General features: G+C 38.4%; 16 protein-coding genes. 3 read left to right on the plus strand and 13 right to left on the minus strand.

Translation table 11 applies throughout. The features are described from left to right. Nucleotides 1–144 precede the first annotated feature (144 nt). Nucleotides 145–1,551: a Na+/H+ antiporter NhaC gene (nhaC, locus tag AC1VNJ_RS17390; protein ID WP_028413606.1), complete on the minus strand. Its 1,407-nt coding sequence runs from the start codon at nt 1,549–1,551 to the stop codon at nt 145–147. 323 nt (nt 1,552–1,874) lie between these two features. Here nhaC and msrA point away from each other — a divergent pair, with 323 nt between their 5' ends. Next, entirely contained in the window at nt 1,875–2,780 is a 906-nt protein-coding gene (gene msrA, locus AC1VNJ_RS17395) for a peptide-methionine (S)-S-oxide reductase MsrA (protein WP_155008172.1), read from the plus strand. Nucleotides 2,781–2,783: 3 nt separating this feature from the next. Here msrA and AC1VNJ_RS17400 read toward each other — a convergent pair whose 3' ends face one another. Then, nucleotides 2,784–3,479, minus strand: coding sequence for a YqjF family protein (locus tag AC1VNJ_RS17400; RefSeq protein WP_155008173.1), 696 nt, complete (start codon nt 3,477–3,479; stop codon nt 2,784–2,786). Nucleotides 3,480–3,498: 19 nt separating this feature from the next. Next, on the minus strand, nt 3,499–4,452 hold the full coding sequence (locus AC1VNJ_RS17405) for an NAD(P)/FAD-dependent oxidoreductase (protein ID WP_328174238.1): 954 nt from the start codon (nt 4,450–4,452) through the stop codon (nt 3,499–3,501). A 199-nt stretch (nt 4,453–4,651) separates the two neighbouring features. On the opposite strand from AC1VNJ_RS17405, the gene AC1VNJ_RS17410 reads away from it, so the two are divergent. Next, nucleotides 4,652–4,984, plus strand: coding sequence for a hypothetical protein (locus AC1VNJ_RS17410; protein WP_043982072.1), 333 nt, complete (start codon nt 4,652–4,654; stop codon nt 4,982–4,984). 35 nt (nt 4,985–5,019) lie between these two features. Here the strand turns inward: AC1VNJ_RS17410 and motB are convergent, their stop codons facing one another. The 3 genes from motB to AC1VNJ_RS17425 all read right to left on the minus strand — a co-directional run bounded on the left by motB (nt 5,020) and on the right by AC1VNJ_RS17425 (nt 6,913). After that, complete coding sequence (gene motB / locus AC1VNJ_RS17415; RefSeq protein WP_014460419.1) at nt 5,020–5,853, minus strand: flagellar motor protein MotB; 834 nt, start codon at nt 5,851–5,853, stop codon at nt 5,020–5,022. Further along, nucleotides 5,846–6,640 carry a flagellar motor stator protein MotA gene (motA, locus tag AC1VNJ_RS17420; RefSeq protein ID WP_014460420.1) on the minus strand — a complete coding sequence of 265 codons (795 nt, stop codon included), beginning with the start codon at nt 6,638–6,640 and terminating at the stop codon, nt 5,846–5,848. The genes motB and motA overlap by 8 nt, the downstream gene beginning before the upstream one ends. A gap of 129 nt (nt 6,641–6,769) precedes the next feature. After that, complete coding sequence (locus tag AC1VNJ_RS17425) at nt 6,770–6,913, minus strand: hypothetical protein (protein ID WP_014460421.1); 144 nt, start codon at nt 6,911–6,913, stop codon at nt 6,770–6,772. A gap of 140 nt (nt 6,914–7,053) precedes the next feature. Between AC1VNJ_RS17425 and AC1VNJ_RS17430 the strand changes: the two genes are divergently transcribed. Then, entirely contained in the window at nt 7,054–7,332 is a 279-nt protein-coding gene (locus AC1VNJ_RS17430; RefSeq protein ID WP_014460422.1) for a hypothetical protein, read from the plus strand. A gap of 13 nt (nt 7,333–7,345) precedes the next feature. Here the strand turns inward: AC1VNJ_RS17430 and AC1VNJ_RS17435 are convergent, their stop codons facing one another. The 7 genes from AC1VNJ_RS17435 to AC1VNJ_RS17465 form a co-directional block, all read right to left on the minus strand. Further along, the gene (locus AC1VNJ_RS17435; RefSeq protein ID WP_328174237.1) at nt 7,346–8,005 is read right to left on the minus strand and encodes a serine/threonine protein kinase; all 660 of its coding nucleotides are present in this window, start codon (nt 8,003–8,005) and stop codon (nt 7,346–7,348) included. 119 nt (nt 8,006–8,124) lie between these two features. Further along, nucleotides 8,125–9,411, minus strand: a complete 1,287-nt coding sequence (locus tag AC1VNJ_RS17440) for a cytochrome P450 (protein WP_080963438.1) — start codon at nt 9,409–9,411, stop codon at nt 8,125–8,127. 107 nt (nt 9,412–9,518) lie between these two features. Next, nucleotides 9,519–11,012, minus strand: a complete 1,494-nt coding sequence (locus AC1VNJ_RS17445; RefSeq protein WP_013082880.1) for an aldehyde dehydrogenase family protein — start codon at nt 11,010–11,012, stop codon at nt 9,519–9,521. Nucleotides 11,013–11,140: 128 nt separating this feature from the next. Then, nucleotides 11,141–14,026, minus strand: coding sequence for a type I pullulanase (pulA, locus tag AC1VNJ_RS17450; protein WP_482641165.1), 2,886 nt, complete (start codon nt 14,024–14,026; stop codon nt 11,141–11,143). Nucleotides 14,027–14,201: 175 nt separating this feature from the next. Beyond that, on the minus strand, nt 14,202–15,596 hold the full coding sequence (locus AC1VNJ_RS17455) for an L-cystine transporter (RefSeq protein ID WP_034269283.1): 1,395 nt from the start codon (nt 15,594–15,596) through the stop codon (nt 14,202–14,204). Between the two features lie 251 nt (nt 15,597–15,847). Continuing rightward, complete coding sequence (locus tag AC1VNJ_RS17460) at nt 15,848–16,216, minus strand: hypothetical protein (RefSeq protein ID WP_013056739.1); 369 nt, start codon at nt 16,214–16,216, stop codon at nt 15,848–15,850. Nucleotides 16,217–16,320: 104 nt separating this feature from the next. Next, nucleotides 16,321–17,604, minus strand: coding sequence for an ATP-binding protein (locus tag AC1VNJ_RS17465; protein WP_033578786.1), 1,284 nt, complete (start codon nt 17,602–17,604; stop codon nt 16,321–16,323). Nucleotides 17,605–17,907 lie beyond the last annotated feature (303 nt).

Genomic DNA, 17,907 nt, shown 5'->3' on the forward strand with positions numbered 1-17,907 from the left:
ATCAACAGCTAGAAGAAACGAAATACATGAAACCTACGTTTATCATACCAATGAAAAAATCCGAACGAAGTTGATTCTTCATTAAGAATCTCAATTCATCGTTCGGATTTTTCTTCAACTAAAACTCTTTTGTCCCAGCCTCTTTTATTTTGCTATAGCAGAACGCTGTTTTTCTTCTTTTACGTACCAAATGAATTTCCCTGTATATCCGTAAACAATCGCCAAAATAATAGAGACAAAACTGAGCCACATAAACGGCAGATAAGCGAATGTAGAGATCCCAAGCGTTGTAGCTAGAAATACACCGTTATCCGTCCACGGAACCATTCCAGAAGTTAAGGTTCCCCCTACTTCTGAGTTACGGGCAAGCACTAGACGCTGTATCCTTAACTTATCGTAACTTTTCTCCATAATTTTCGGTGTTAAAATTAATGAAACATACATCGCACAACCAAATATATTTCCTAATAATCCAACGAAAATAGTAGAAGCCGTAACGTTTCCTGAATTGACAAGAATTTTTTCAAATTTAGATAGCAGGACTTCTAAGACGCCGAGCTCATCTAATAACCCGCCAAATCCTAGTCCAAAAATAATGACAATAATAGAACCGACCATGCTTAAAATTCCGCCACGATTTAATAGCTCACTTAAAAATGTGTTGTCGGTATTAATTTTAAATCCTTCATAAGCCGTATTAAATGCGCTCGCCACATCCATATGTTGAAAGACAACTGCCCATATAATTCCTAATAATGAACCAACCGCAATTGCTGGAAGAGAAGGTTTCTTTAATGCTAAAAGGACAATGACAGCCAAAGCCGGAATCAGCATCCACCCGCTGATGTGAAATGTATCCAACAGCGAAGATTTTAATTCTTCTACCCGTCCAGCATCAAAATCTTTTCCCCCATACATAAACCCTGTTACCGTAAATAATACTGCCGTAATGAGATAAGCAGGAATATCCAATACTAACATTGCTTTTACGTGATCGATAACGTTCACTCGGGCCATTGACGCAGATAAAATGGTACTGTCAGAAAGAGGAGAAAGCTTGTCTCCAAAATAAGCTCCTGAAATCACGGCTCCAGCTACTAAAGGAAGCGGCATACCTAAGCCTTGTCCGATTCCCATCATCGCGATTCCGGCTGTACCAACCGTTCCCCAAGATGTTCCTGTTGAAATCGAGGTAATAGAGCAAATGATAAGTGTAGCAAGTAAAAAGAATGTTGGATTAATAAACTCTAATCCAAAATAAATAAGAGAAGGAACAACTCCTCCGGCAATCCATGTTCCAATTAACGTACCGACGGCTAATAAAATTAAAATAGCTTCTAAGCCGTTTGATATTCCTCTTGTAATGGCCCCTTGCAGCTGATTATACGTATACCCAAGTCGTACTCCTAGCGCCATAACAATAAACCATGAAATAAATAAAGCGAGCTGAATAGGTAAATCAAAAACAGTTGCAAACGAAATAACAACAGCTAAAAATAAAGCAAGCACAATCATTATTTCCCACATAGATGGTAAACGGGTTGTGTTCAAACTAGCTCCTCCTAAACTGGTATGTAGATTCTGGAATGTGGTATCGTTTAAGAGCAAAACGTCCTTATTTTTTAATTGTTCCTCTTACTGCTCCAACGTATGTATTTCTATGAGTACTTAAACAATAAACTGCATCTTTTTAAGAACATAAAATAAGGATACTCGCGTAAACAATAAGCCATCTTTCTTTTATCCAGTGGTCATAATACCATAAGAGTGTGCTTTCTTACAAGACTCGTTATAAAGCGCTTTCTGTTTGTTTATACATTTTAATATATAAATATATTTTCATTTATTTTATTCAACGAAAAGAGGAAAGTAACATGAAAGAATATGCAACGTTTGCAGGAGGATGCTTTTGGTGCATGGTCGCTCCTTTTGATCAGCTTACAGGAATCATTAGTATCCGCTCGGGCTACGCTAGAGATGAACAAATCGCTTCTGAAGCTAAACAGGAAAGCGAGTACGTAGAGGCCGTGCAAATTGTATGGGATCCTTCTCAAATTACGTTTGAAGAGCTGCTTAACCTGTATTGGCAGCAAATTGACCCTACGGATTCCGCCGGACAGTTTTCAGACCGCGGACCATCGTATCGAGCCATTATTTTTTATCATAACGAAAAGCAAAAAGAAGCGGCTCTCGATTCTAAAAGAAAGCTCGCCCAAAGCGGACGTTTTAAGAACCCTATCGTCACACCTATTTTACCTTTTTCTTCTTTTTACGAAGCAGAAGAACAGCAGCAGGATTATTATCGAAAAAATGCATTTCACTATAAATTATACAAAGAAGGCTCGGGGCGAACTGATTTTCTGACGCAGCATTGGCCCAAGGACCGCTCTTACCTTAAAAAGTTCCTAACGCCTATGCAATATTTTGTTACGCAGGAAAACGGAACCGAACCCCCTTTTACAAATTTATATTGGAATAACAAAAAAAAAGGAATTTACGTTGACCTTCTAACTGGAGAAGCACTGTTCAAAACGTCAGATCAGCTTCCTTCTCATACAGGCTGGCCCATTTTTAAGCGTCCTATCTTATACGGAAACATAAAAAAAGTGCCGGCTCAGCATTCAACAGCGCTAAAAAGCAAAGAAGGAGATAACTATCTTGGTTTACTTTTAACAGAAGAAAACAGCGAATACTATCAAGTAAATTCTGCGGCTCTTCGCTTTATTCCAAAAGAGAAGCTTAAAGAAGAAGGCTATGAAGATTTTTTAATTTTATTTTGATGCCTATACTTTCTTAAACGGGTAAAAATAAGCAGTTACTTTCTTTGCGTAGTGTACAGTTAAATTATGATAGTCCGCCGGACGCAAAAAAGGCTGAGTGATAGAATCATCTCTTATTTCACACTCTCCTTTTTGCAGCTCCCAAGGATCATGATAAAGGTCTCCTCTGTAGACATTTCCTTGGTGAGTGGTAAATAAGCAATAGCGCTCTGTAAGCCAATGAGCTAATTCTCCTTTTCTACTGCGATAGGACGGAGAAGTACCTCTATATGTAAGCTTTACTCGCTCTTTTTTTGAGTCTCTGTGCGTTCGAACTGACTGAAAAGAAATATGGTTCTGAGTTTTGTTGAATGTCATAGCAGCGTGGTAATAAGGCAAGTGAAAAAACTGACGAGCAATCCATACTCCTAGTGGATTGCTTGCGTCTAAACTAAAAAAATAAACGCCTTTTTCCCCTTTATATGTAACATAGGTACGCACATTTAGCTCATATAGCCGTGAAAAGATGGGCACGGCGGGCGTTCCTTTGAATCGAATGTCTGTCATCGTAAAAGGCACAAGCGCAATCCACGCTTGACCATTATAGGTGTCAGGCTCTAACTGACTCGGCAATAAAGAAGCCAAAAATGCCGGATCTACAGGCCAATGAATAAACAGTAAATCTTTCCACGTTTGTTTCATTATCCAATTATTTTTCACTTCTTGGTCCCTCCTTTTTCTAGATGTTCTTTTCCATTAATTCAGCGGCTGCCGATTTGCCTGACAAATATGCGCTCTCTAACCGTGAGTGATTCGTCTCGTCTTCCCTTCTTAAAAAAGCATCTCCTGCCACCAGTAGCGACGGCATAATTTTAGCAAAGGGCTGATGAAGAACTTGTTCAACCTCTGCATAGCGCCATTTCTTTATCTGGATGCTTTTAATATGATTTGCACCTATCCATTCTTTTATTTCATTTTTTATCATCGGCAGCAACTCACGTTCATGTTCATCAAAATGTTTTTCTGACCAGTCTTTATTCATATATATGCTAAGAACGGGCGTCTTTGATATTCCTTTTTGCTCATGATTAATGATTCTTTGGATTGTGCCAGATGGATTCGTGAGTTGACCATGATCACCAAACAGCGTCTCTGTGTAAAGCTCCACGATAGCAACCAAGCAAGGACTGAATTTCAGTGTTTTAAGAATAGATTGGTCCACCTGTAACCTGCTGTTATTAAGCATCTCAATAACCTGAGGAGACGGAGGTGTAAGAATGATATCAGTAGCTTCAAAAATCTCATTTTCTTCTGTATATAACTGATACCTTCCGTTTTGAAAATCAATGGCTTGAACTTTTCGATTTACATATACGCGTATATCTTCAGCTAAATATTTAGCTAGCGCATTCATGCCATTCGGACTTTGATACCGAGGGTGATGGTCACCAAACCACTTCTTAACCTTTCTATCACCTATCCATTTATTTACGTCTTGTTGAAATTCATCGGATCTCACGGTAAAAAATTGAGCTCCGTGATCTGCTTTTCCATCCCCTACTCTTCGTGTAGCCATTCGTCCCCCTACACTTTTACTCTTATCAAGAAGAAAGACCTCTATTCCCTCTTTTTGTAATTCAGCCGCCGCTGTAAGGCCGGTCATTCCTGCACCTACTATGCCTACTCGTTTCATTTTTTCCTCCTTATTTAACTCATTTACTTACAGTATAAAAAAAGCGGAATGATTGAGCTAATTTAAACTGTCTTTTTCATTTACCTTTGCTCCTGGTTGTCTCAAAAAAATAGTCTACGATTCCTTTCAGCTTAATATACTTGTTGTATACAAATATATTTTTACCCGCTAGCACGTCTATAGATAGGAGGACCGTCACATGATGCTCTATGATATTAAGCACAAAGTATATTACGAAGTATTTAATACAGCTCGCCCTAAAATGAAGGACTCTCACCAAGGACGAAGCTGGGGATATGTTTATAAAAATCTCAATGGACAACCTACAAAGTTCTGGATTGACTTTACACACGGTCGTTTTATGTACTTTCAAGTTGAAGACAAGTGGTATCGCGTGCAATATTTGCAGTCCAATGATAAGAAAAAAACAGCCGATGTCTTTAAAGGCGCTCTCATTGATTTGATTTTAGATGGAATGGATCTCAAATTAGTACGAGGAAACTTTGAGAAGAGAAGACTCTTAGCTTTATAACACATAGAAAAACAGCCGTAAAAGCAGTCCTGCTTTTACGGCTGTTTAATTGTACGAGGAGTAATCAATATTTCAACCCTTCTATTTTTCGCTTGCCCCTCTGCTGTATTGTTAGATGTCACGGGTTTGAACTCTCCAAACCCTTTTGCACTGAACATGCTTGGATTAAGCTTATCGTTTTTTAAGATAACTTTCATAAAGTTAACTGCTCTCATCACGCTTAACTCCCAGTTGGATTCAAAACCAGCGTTCCGAATAGGTACGTTATCGGTGTGACCGCTAATAATAATGTTACGAGGAGGATCAATCACCAAAAGCTCTGAAATATCATTTGCGATTTTTGTATCTTCACTCCGAACTTGTGCTCTTCCCGAATCAAACAATACATTGTCTCGAATGGAAATTAAGAGACCTTCATCTGTTAGCGAAGTCTGCAATTGATTTGTTAAGTTTTTCTTTTGAATATACGCATTAATTTTAGATTGAATTTGCTGAAGCTCTTCTTGGTCAGCTTCTCGTATGGTTTGCTCCTTTTGTTCGCTCGTTAACGATTGTGAAGAAGCAGGAGACTGATTGGGGGCTGTCTCCACTTCATTTGTTTTTTCCGTACTTTTAGCTGCAGGAGTATTTGAAGGCTGAACCGCTTCTTCAGATTCCTGCAGAGATTGAAATTCCATCACGCCCGTTCCTCCAACGAATGCTTCATTAAATGCGCGAGAAAGGTTCTTAAATTTTTGCGCATCCACTGAGCTCATTGCAAACAATACAATGAATAAAGCAAGTAAAAGTGTAAGCAAATCTGAGTAAGGAAGCAGCCAGCTTTCGTCAACATGGTCCTCCTCGTGCTTTCGTTTTCTGCGTCTACTCATTTATGCCCACTTCACTTTCTTGAAGAAGCTTTTTACGTTCCGCTGTTGGCAAATAAGAAGCCAGCTTTTGCTCAATCACTTTTGGTGTTTCTCCTTCTAGAAGTGAAAGCACTCCTTCGATCATCATATACTTTACCTTTACTTCATGTTTCGATTTACGCTTTAGTTTATTTGCAAACGGATGCCATAGTACATACCCAGTAAAAATACCAAGAAGCGTAGCAACAAAAGCCGCGCTGATCGCATGTCCTAGCGTATCTGTATCTTCCATGTTCCCAAGCGCAGCAATTAACCCTATAACAGCTCCAAGTACACCCAGAGTTGGAGCATATGTACCTGCTAAAGCGAAAATACTTGCACCCGTTTGATGTCTTTCTTCCATAGCATCAATTTCTTCAGACAACACGTCTCGTATATAATCCGCACTTTGACCATCAATAGCTAAATTCAAACCATTTTTTAAGAAAGGGTCATCTACATCAACAATTTGGGCTTCAAGTGATAGTAACCCTTCTTTTCGAACAACTTGTCCCCATTCTGAAAACATGGATACTAAATCAACGGGCTGCAGCATTTTTTGTTCTTTAAACAGGACACCAAACAGTTTTGGGACTCTTTTGATTTCATTTGAAGGAAATGCAATCACTACTGCTCCAACGGTTCCGACAATAATAATTAAAATAGCAGCCGGATTTCCTAACACAGATGGATTAACCCCTTTGAAAAACATGCCTACAATAAGAGAGGCTATTCCTAAAATCAGTCCAATAAAAGATGTTTTATCCATATGTAATTCTCCTATCCTTAACTTCCTGTTCTTTCTTTTTGTGTATTTTATCCTCATCTTTTATTTCGACTATTTCATAGAATTTTTAAGCTTTTTATGAATCATATTTACAATTACATCTTTTCTCTATTATAAAAACACTTTTTTCAACTTTTCATACAGAATATCTGAAGGTCCAGCTATAATCGCTACAATTTGATTTTCCACATAAATAGCAGCCGTCATCTTATTATCAATATCAGCTAAAATTGCAAACCCGACGTTAATATTCAACTTTACTCACCTCTGTAACGTTGTTGTTTATTCAACATATAAAAAGAGCAGTCTTACCATTTATTTTTCCGTGTTTTATTGACATTTGTAAATTTTATATTAAGATTATGTAAATGAGTTGACAAAATGGAGGTGATATTATGCTACTAGAAAAATACTGTAAAGACACTGATTTAATGATTATCCAGTTTACAATCGAACTAACAAAAGATATTCACGCTAAAATCTCCGCACGTACTTTATTTTATGAAGAACAGGTGATACGTTATGCTGAAAAAAGAATACGTTCTTTCTTACATCCTCTTTCCCTTAAACATACGCTGAAATTTGTCTATCAATCTGAAATACTACAAACCATTCTATTCAAATTAAAACCAACTTTTGAACAGCAGCACGTACTGCGCTGTATTTCATCTTAAAAAGGAGTTCCCTTTAGCGGAAACTCCTTTTTGATTTGATTCTACGATATAGACGATATGCTCTTCTGATAACGTTTAAAAGCGGGTACGGCAAGCGGATATGGTATTTATCAATAAACGGATAAAAGGTGTAATAAGCTTTTACAAGGTCTGTCCATTTTTTATCAATACCCTCCTTATAAAAGTCAGAAATATCCACCACATATCCTCTTCCATCTTTCATCATGACATTTTTGCCATGCACATCATACGGGTTTAACCCCTGGCTTCTTGCATAGTCCAAAGCTTTGTTCACATCTTTTATGACTTGTTCTGGAATCTTTATTCCCCGCTGTACAGCATCATACAAAGTAACACCTGTAAGTCTTTTTAAAACCAAGTACGTCTTTCCCTCATGAAAAAGTTGAGAATAAGCTGGGTGAACGCCCAGCTTTCTATACACTTGCGCTTCTTTTTTTACACCATAAACGTCTCTTCCGTATACTTTTACGACAAATTCAGGATAATTCTCGTGCGTAAACACACCGGCATAGTTTCCTTTACCAATAAGTACCCACTCTTTTGTTTTGTTCGTAACTTCAACTGGATCATAGTCACTTTCACTTTGAATCTTAACTTGCGTTAGTAATGATGTTTCAACTAGCGACACTAACTGTTTAATTGTTTTATCCATAGTCCCCTCTAAAAATCCTTCAGTAATCTCTATCAAATATTATCCTATGATAAATCTCAATGCAGGATGTGTCAATAAATTGACAGCCTGATATAAAGAGGGAAAGGATTCCCGTTCATTCAAGACTGCGTGTGAACTTTGTGAACATTCACATCCAGTTCTTCTTTCATATTCAGCATAACGCCCGCCATCGGAGCAATAGGCTCGGGCTTAGTCAGTTGAAATAAAAAGCGCTTTGTCATTTCTGACAGAAAAATAGTTACTATTTCAGTGATATAGTCCATGCCTCTTTCCGCTTGATGCTCAATCCCAAGCGGCATATACATATAGCTTGGGACATCAATGGACCCTCCTTTTTCAAAACGGTCAGGTAAAAATTCACTTGGCTCTAAAAAGTAATCTTCATGGCGATGCATCATATAAGGGCTAATTAACATAATCTCCCCTTTTTTAATGCTGTAACCATCTATTTGTATATCTTCACGTGCTTGACGCCCAAATAGCCAAAGAGGCGGATACAGCCTCATGCTTTCAGCAATTATTTTGCGCATATAGGTCAAATTTTTGGTTGAAAGTGATTCACCGCTAGCATAGGCTTGAATTTCTTTATGCAGCTGAAGGTGCTCCCTAATATTTTGAGACAGTAAATGAATAGACCAGCTGCATACGTGCGTAATCATTTCATACATCGAAAGGAATATAGAATTTAGCTGTTCGTATATTTCTCTTTCATCGATGTCTTCCCCGTGAGAATTTAATACACACTGCAGTAAGTCATTTCCTTCGGTTTTGTTTTGAACACGCATTTGAACGCGTTCAAAAAGGAGTTGTTCTAGCTGCTCATCTGAGTCAGGCTGGTGCAAGGGTAGACGAATATAAATTTTGCCTAACTTTTCTTTTTTTCTCATAAGCGCTTGAACATAGTGAATTTTGTCTTTATCCTCAATCGAAATGCCAAATACAAGTTGAAGGAGTACAGCTACGACTATCTGTCTTATGTCTTTTACTATCGTTCGAAGCTGCCCTTCTTCCCACGTTTCCGTATGCTTTTCAATTATTTTTGCGATTGCTTCCTTATTATAAGTTAGATGTTGTTTAAGTTGTGAGGGTTGAATGGGGCTCATGTATAATGCTTCATCTGTCCATAACATTTCTTCACCCAGCAGCGTTTTAAACATATGCGTTAGTTTAATTTTTTGAAACGCCTTGCTGTTTGTAATGACTACATCTTTAATAAGTTGAGGGTCTCTCGTTACATAAAAGCGTTTGTGCGCAACTCTAAATGTTGCAATTTCTCCATACTGAGTCAAGTTTTCCAAAAAACCCAATGGGTTCTCTCTAAACTTTTGCAGGTGACCGGTAAGCTTATACGACGAGGGGCCCTGTATAACCGGCAATGTTATCACTCCTTTTCTAAAAATGCGGGACTTAAACAAATAAAAGAGTAGTCCACTAAAGACTACTCTTTTTCACACAAAGATATGCTATTGATTTTCACAAAAAATCTTACTTATTATTCCATATTGATCCATACGCTTTTCACTTCAGTGTAATTATCAAGCGCATAGCTTCCCATTTCACGACCAATTCCCGACTGCTTATAACCTCCAAACGGGCTTGCTGCATCAAATACGTTGTAACAGTTCACCCAAACTGTACCCGCTTTAATACCATGAGCAATATAGTGTGCTTTCTTTAAATCCTGTGTCCAAACGCCTGCTGCTAGACCATATGCTGTATCATTTGCTTTGGCAATCAAATCATCAAGATCGTCAAACGGCATAGCAGCTACAACCGGACCAAAGATTTCTTCACGAGCAATCGTCATCGAATGATCGACATCTGCAAAGATAGTCGGTTCTACGAAATAGCCTTGATCAAACGGTATGTTTCCTCCTGCGAGTACTTCCGCTCCTTCTTCAATTCCTTTATCAATATAGGTTTTCACTCGTTTTTGCTGCTGCGCAGATACAAGCGGACCCATTGTTGTCTCATCAGCTAATCCATTTCCTTGTTTAATAGATTTCGTTTGAGAAACTAAATCAGCTACGACATTATCATATAAGCTTTTTTGGACATACAGACGACTTCCAGCACAACATACTTGTCCCTGGTTAAACATAATACCTGAAAGCGCACCAGGAACAGCTTTTGTTAAGTCTGCATCCGGGAGGATAATGTTTGGTGATTTTCCTCCAAGCTCTAACGTCACACGCTTTAAAGAGTCGCTAGCTTGTTTCATAATTGCTTTTCCGACAGCAGTAGATCCTGTAAAAGCAATTTTATCGACAAGATCATGATGAACGAGCGGTTCACCTGCTGTTTTCCCGTAGCCTGGCACAATGTTTAGCACGCCTTTTGGGAATCCTGCTTCATCGGCTAGTCGAGCTAAGTAAAGTGCAGAAAGAGGCGTTTGCTCGGCTGGCTTGAGCACAATTGTACATCCAGTTGCCAAAGCGGCTCCGAGCTTCCAAGCGGCCATTAAAAGCGGGAAGTTCCACGGAATAATTTGGCCAACAACTCCTACTGGTTCATATCTCGTATAGTTAAAATACGCTCCTTGCACAGGAATAGTTTGTCCAACCATTTTAGTTGACCACCCTGCAAAGTAGCGGAAATGTTCGATGGCTAATGGAATGTCTGCATTTGATGTTTCACGAATTGGTTTTCCGTTATCAAGCGTTTCAAGCTGCGCAAGTTCCAATTGATGTGTTTCCATTAAATCAGCTAATTTATAAATAAGTCGACTTCTTTCAGCTGCTGACATCTTTGTCCAAGGTCCATGATCAAAGGCTTCTCTAGCCGCTCTGACGGCGCGATCAATATCCTCTGGATTTGCTTCAGCTACATCTGCCAACTTTTCACCCGTTGCTGGATTTACTGTTTCAAACGTTTTTCCTGAAACAGAGTCTACCCATTCGCCATTAATGTATAGCTGTTTAACTCCTTTTAAAAACTCCACTACTTTCGGACTCATTTCAACTTTTTTCGCTCCAAGATTTTGCATCAAATACATACCTCCCCACGAATTTTGAAAACGCTAACAATGAATATTTTACCATGTTATCTAGTAAAATCAACAATTTCGCATACAATATTCTGAATTTTTCTACATGCATTCTAGCTATCTAAAACTTATCTTACTAGTACAAATGTCGAAAGAGGCGAAACGTTTATTGTATTTCCTTTCACCGTACGGAGCGTTTTTGTTCCGGCCCGCTCGCCGTCAACAAGTAATCTCCACGTTCTGTTAGAAGGCAAATGAACCGTTTGAGCTTGTTTATTTGCATTATGAATCACCATTATTTCTTTTGCTTTATCTTTATTAGCTTTAGCATTTAACGTATAACCTACTACGTTTGCTGGTGCATCAACAAAGCGTAAATTTTGATGAATAGCCTGTGCACTCGTCATTCTAAATGACGAATATTGCTTTCGAAGCGCAATAAGTCCCTTCATGTAATTTACTTCTTGTCTGAAAGCTGCTCGGCGCTTCCAATCTAGCTGATTGACAGAATCGGGTGACTGATAGCTGTTATGGTCTCCGCCTTTTGTTCTCATAAACTCTTGACCTGCATGTATAAAGTTCATTCCTTGAGATGTTAAAATAATAGAAGAAGCAAGCTTGTGCATTTGCTTTTTCGTTTGCTCGGTGTCAGCAGGGTTCGTCAGCTGAAGCTTATCCCATAACGTATGGTTATCGTGCGCTTCTACATACGTAACAACTTGATCTGGATCTTCATACGTGGCAGTTGAACGATCATAATCAATTCCAGCTGCTATACTTTGCTGTATGAGCTTTTCTTGTCCTTGCTTTCCATTCACAAATCCGTTGTCATGATCAAAAAATACGCTGCCTTTAAGACCATCCCGCATACCGTCATTAAAGTGAGCGATGCGCTTCATATCCTGAGCGTTTTTCTGGTTAGCTTTGAGCTTAGCGTCAAGCTCGGTTCCTAGATCCCAGCCCTCTCCTAAGACGATAATGGAAGGATCAAGTTCATCTAACTTCTTTCTCACTTCATTCATTGTCTTTGTATCGTGAATCCCCATTAAATCAAACCGAAACCCGTCAATGTGGTACTCTTTTGCCCAATACGCAACAGAATCTACGATAAACTTCCGAACCATTTTCCGTTCAGACGCCGTGTCGTTTCCAACACCTGTTCCGTTGGATAGAGTTCCATCTTCTTTATAACGGAAGTAGTAGCCTGGAACTAGTTTATCAAAGCTATGCTCACTCACTGCATACACGTGATTATAAACAACGTCCATTACCATGCGAAGCTGCTTGTCATGAAGCGTTTGAATCATTTGTTTGAGCTCAATAATTCTAGTCTTAGGATTATATGGGTTTGTTGAATAGGAGCCTTCTGGGACGTTATAATTTTTCGGATCATATCCCCAGTTAAACTGCGGCTCGTTTAATTTCGTTTCATCCACCGTACGATAATCGTAAATAGGCAGGAACTGGACGTGCGTTACACCTAAATCTTTAATATGACTGAGTCCTGTTTTTACTCCATTTGGTCCTTTCGTATTCCACTCCGCTACGCCTAAATATTTTCCTTTGTTTTTGATACCGCTCTCTTTTTGAGACGATAAATCTCGTACGTGCAGTTCATAGATAATGGCATCTTCTGGATTTTTAAATTTCGGCTTATTTGTACTCCACTTTTTCGGATTTGTTTTAGCCAAATCTACGACGACTCCGCGATCTCCATTGACCGTTGTTGCTCGTACATATGGATCAACCGCTTCATTCCAGACGTTCCCAATTTTTACTTTGTACGTATAAATTAGTTCATCTTGATTTCCTTTTAACTCCGCTTTCCACGTTCCTTTTTCACTTTTAGTCATAGAAATTTCTTTTAAAGCTTTCGAGTTCCATGACGAATAAGTCACTAGCTTGGCTTCGCTTGCAGTTGGAGCCCATACGCGAAAATTTGTTTGTTTCTTAGAATATGTGTTTCCTAAATCGTTTCCGCTATATGCATACTTTTCGTCAAATTCTTTCGTACGCACGACATTTCCATTGACTACATCAGCTGATCCGTATCCTTTTTGCTTAACTCTATACGTTTGTGTAACGTCCAAAGGCCGTTTTGTTATGATTTTAATTTTAGTAGTAACAGCGTCTCCTCCCTCTTTATAAGGTGTCACTTTCTCAATTTGAGCTCCGTCAATTTCAATGTCTCCTAAACTCTTAGAAGAGTCAAACGGCACGTTTGTTTCTAAGGTGATTTGATTAAATGTATCCATCGTCGCCTTCATGATTTTCCGAGTGAGATCTACTCCAGCTCTATCGTAATAAATTCGATTTTGCCCTTGAACAATCCATACTTCTACATTCCCATCTTTACCAACCTTGGTAATAAAGCGGTTTCCTCCGTCTTTATTTTCCCAATCGCTGTCACTAGTAGAATGGCGTACAATAAAACCAATTTTGTCAAATAAATTACCACTTCCACTGTTAATTGTGTAAGTTGCTTTCTTCCCAAAATTCGTGTCTTCCGTAAATTCGATTTGCTTGCCTTCTTTTTCATCACCTGGCCATGTCCAAATGTTCCACCCGCTATAATCTCCATCGTACCGATGATAGTTTAAGGTAACGTTTACTTTATCAAATTCCGGTAAATCTCGATATTCACCGTCAGGAGGAGACGTATATGTATGTTCATCTCCACTTTTTACCCATACTTCTCCTTCACCGTTCTCCACTGAAACGAAGCGGTCTCCTCCATCTTTTTCCCACGACTCTGTTCGTACAATAAAACCTACTTTGTCATAAGTACCGGGTAGTTCAACTTCCGCTACTTTTCCAAATTGATCTTCCCCTGTAAATGCGTAAGGCTTCCCTTCTCCTCCTTCAGGAAAAACCCATAATCCCCATTCTTTTGTATCGTTTGAAGCAGGCTGATAGTGAATCGTGAGTTTTGTGGTATCCGCTGCAGATGCAAACGATTGCATAAACGGGCTAAAAAAAGAGCTTACTAGTAAGAGTAAAGCCGTCAGTACCATTGCATATTTAGTCCAACTACGTTTCAATTAAAACCCTCCCGTAAAATAAAGTACGTACACATTTTTCACTATAACCTTTTTTGAAAGCGTTATCATAAGTATTTTTTCCTATTTTATGCGGATAAAGAAAAAAAATCCATAGTTAACAATGTTAACTATGGATACCGTATCTCTTTTACACTTCTGCTGTTTCAGGTGAGATGGTTTGATCGTTGTATACGTTTGTATCTAACTCTTTTGTTAGTTTACTAGTTACGACTCCGGCTGTCATGCTTCCACTTACATTAAGTGCCGTACGTCCCATATCAATCAGTGGTTCTACTGAAATTAATAAGCCTGCTAGCGCTACGGGCAAATTCATAGAAGATAATACAAGTAAAGCCGCAAATGTCGCTCCTCCGCCAACCCCTGCTACGCCAAACGAACTAATTGCTACAATGGCAATCAACGTGAAAATAAATGAAGGCGTTAAAGGATCAATACCTACCGTTGGTGCAATCATAACGGCTAACATAGCTGGATATATTCCAGCGCATCCGTTTTGACCGATTGTAAGACCAAATGAACCTGCAAAATTCGCAATTCCTTCTGGAACCCCTAACTGTCTTGTTTGTGTGTTAACATTCAAAGGCAATGCTCCAGCACTCGTACGAGAAGTAAAAGCAAACGCCAATACAGGAAATACTTTCTTAACATATGTGATCGGATTTACACCGATGATTGTTAGAATAACTAAGTGAACGATAAACATAGCTGCCAATGCGACATATGATGCTACAACAAATTTTCCAAGTTTAACAATTGCATCAATATCACTCGTTGCTACTGTTTTGGTCATAATTGCAAGTACCCCATAAGGAGTTAAACGAAGAATTAGCGTCACTACACGCATGACAATTGCATAAAGCGTATCAATAATTTTTGAAAATAACGCCGCTTCCTCAGCTTTTTTACGCTTCACGCCTAAATACGCAATTCCAACAAATGCGGCAAAGATGACAACGCCAATCGTGGAAGTTGATCGTGCACCTGTTAAATCAAGAAACGGGTTAGCAGGTAATAATTCTACTACTTGCTGCGGAATTGTTTTTGCTTCTAAACTAGATAAATTGTTTTCCAAGTCCTCTCCGCGCTGAAGTTCCGCTTCCCCTTTTGTGATTTGGACAGATTCTAAATTAAAGCTCGTTGTTGTAAAAATACCAATTGCAGCTGCTATCGCTGTTGTGACAAGCAAAATCCCAATAATTAAACTACTAATCTTTCCAATATTGCTCGTCAATTTCAAACGAGTGAATGCCGCTACAATCGATACAAATACAAGCGGCATGACAATCATTTGAAGAAACTTCACATATCCGCTTCCTACAATGCTAAACCAATCGGCGGTCGCTATCGTTACTTCATGAGTCGGACCATACACCCACTGAAGAGCAAAGCCAAAAATAATCCCTAGGCCAAGCGCCGTGAACACACGCTTTGAAAATGATACATGTTTTTTCTGCATCATAAACAGCCCCGCAAGCAGTGCCAGCATAATAAGGATGTTTAGAATGACTAATAAGTTATTCATAGATGTTCCCCCTGTAATTTTTCCATAATTTATGTCTCTATTACTTATAATACAACAATACCAATAAGTCAACTAGGTTTTATGTTTTTCCTAAAGACAGTTTTTTTGAATAATTTTGACAAAACAAAAAAGCTAAGGATTTTCCTTAGCTTTCTATTTTACGCTTGTATGTACTTCAGTGGTCTTTTGCTCCGTTACCAGAGATGGCCTTTCTTTCATCAGACCGGATGTACTACAATTCATATATAGGATTACATTTCATATAATTCATTTAGCCATTTTACAAACAAATGTCTGGGTAATTCTAGTTCGTGAAGCTCGACATATTGAATATCAGATAGCGTCGTTCCTCTAGCCATATAAAAGTACCACTGCCAGCCAATATCTTTAGCAATGGCATAGGATTTAGCTAGATCTTGCCTATTATCTGTCTGCTGCATATCATTCATCCACTGCGTTTCATCCGCTTCATACTCATAATAATGGAGAGTATATTTATCACACCAATACGCAAGGTCTTGATGGGAAAACGGATTTTCTCCGTCACATACTTGAAGCAATAGCATTCTTAAATTTTCCGGTGTATACGGTAATATAATTTTTTGATCTGCACGTCTCATTTTGCTACCTTCCTGACATGTTCGTTTCTTTTATTACATCATGTACAGCTGCGTTTAGCAATAAGAAATGGATGACGTTTTCATTACTTTTCGTTTACAACATTTCATTTGCTTGCAAAAACCGCCGTATCTTCGACATACAGAGGCAGTCGGATTTTAACAATCGTCCCTTTTTTCTGTTCACTCTCAATCTGCAGGGTACCGTGATGATCATGAATAATTTTAGAGCTGATTGTTAATCCAAGCCCCATTCCTTTTTCTTTTAAAGTAAAAAACGGTTCTCCTATATGTTCTAGACGGTCTTTAGAAATTCCTACTCCTTCATCTCTAACTTCTATAAAAATATGGTCATCCTGCGCTGTTTTGATTGTGATATAAATATTTCCAGGCTTATCCATGGCTTCAATTGCGTTTTTAAAAACATTAAGTAATACTTGGATAAGGTGATTTTTATTTCCATATACACTAGCGTTATTTGTTTGTTCATCGTATAAGAAGTCAATATTTTTCAATAAAGCTTCATGGGAAGTTAGACTCATTACATACTTAACCGCTTCTGTAAGAGAAAACACGCGAAAATGTTCACTTTCAGGTTTTGACAACAGGAGCATTTCACTAACAATACCATTAATTCGTTCCAGCTCATCAAGCATGATATTAGCATACCCTACCGCGGATCGGTCTGTTTCTTTCATGAGCTGAACAAACCCTTTAATACTCGTAAGCGGATTTCTAATTTCATGGGCAATTCCAGCAGCTAATTCGCCTACTACAGAAAGCTTTTCCTTTTTTATCAGAAGCGCTTCTGCAAGCTTTTGCTGAGTGATATCTCGTCCAATCGTAATAAGAGCTTTTCTTGAGCCATCATCAAAAAACACAGGTACTTTAATGACGTCAAATGTTTTGACCTCGCCGTTTGGTATTTCAAATGCTTCTTCCATGCGTACCTTTTCCTTTTTTCTCCAAGCTTCTTCATCCGATGAAATACAGTGTAAGAAAGCCGCTTGAAAGAAAGGCACAAGCTCCCCAAGCTCTGCATCGGTTTTACCCCTGTAATCAATACCCTTTAAATGATAAAGTTCTCTTCCAAAATCGTTCACCGCCACCCATTTGCCAGCTCCATCTTTAAAACAAATAAAATCTGGCATTGAGTTTATTAATGTAGCAAGCTGATACTGTTCATCAGACACCTGGGTATAAACCGAACGCTTATGAAGTAAATAAAACGTGCCAGCCGTTATGCCCACTAGTAAACTATCTTTTATCAAACTGCTAAGAGCATATGCTCCTTTAAAAAATGCCATTGTTTGAAAGACGGTGTACACCCCTAAAAGCAGAAGACCCGTTACCGCCGCTGCTTTTCGTACACCCTCCCTATTTTTTATCAATATTTCCCACCAGCCTTTGTTTTTTATGTGAATACTCTCTATGTTTCATCAATTAAGTTCTGAATATTCTTCTTACTTTTAAACTAGTTTACCTTATTTTTTTATTCTTATCTAATACCTTTTCTTATTACTTTTGACGCAGTTTCTTTTATCCTCTTTATTTGTTTCCGCATTTTCATTTTATTTGAATTATTTTCTCTATTAAAATAGGAATTTAGATACGGAATATCCTGGAACATTTAGGTAATAATACTCTTTTTTGTATTTTCTTAATATTGTAAATTCGAATAGTACCAACTACAT

It is taken from the genome of Priestia sp. 3CA3, assembly GCF_056836725.1.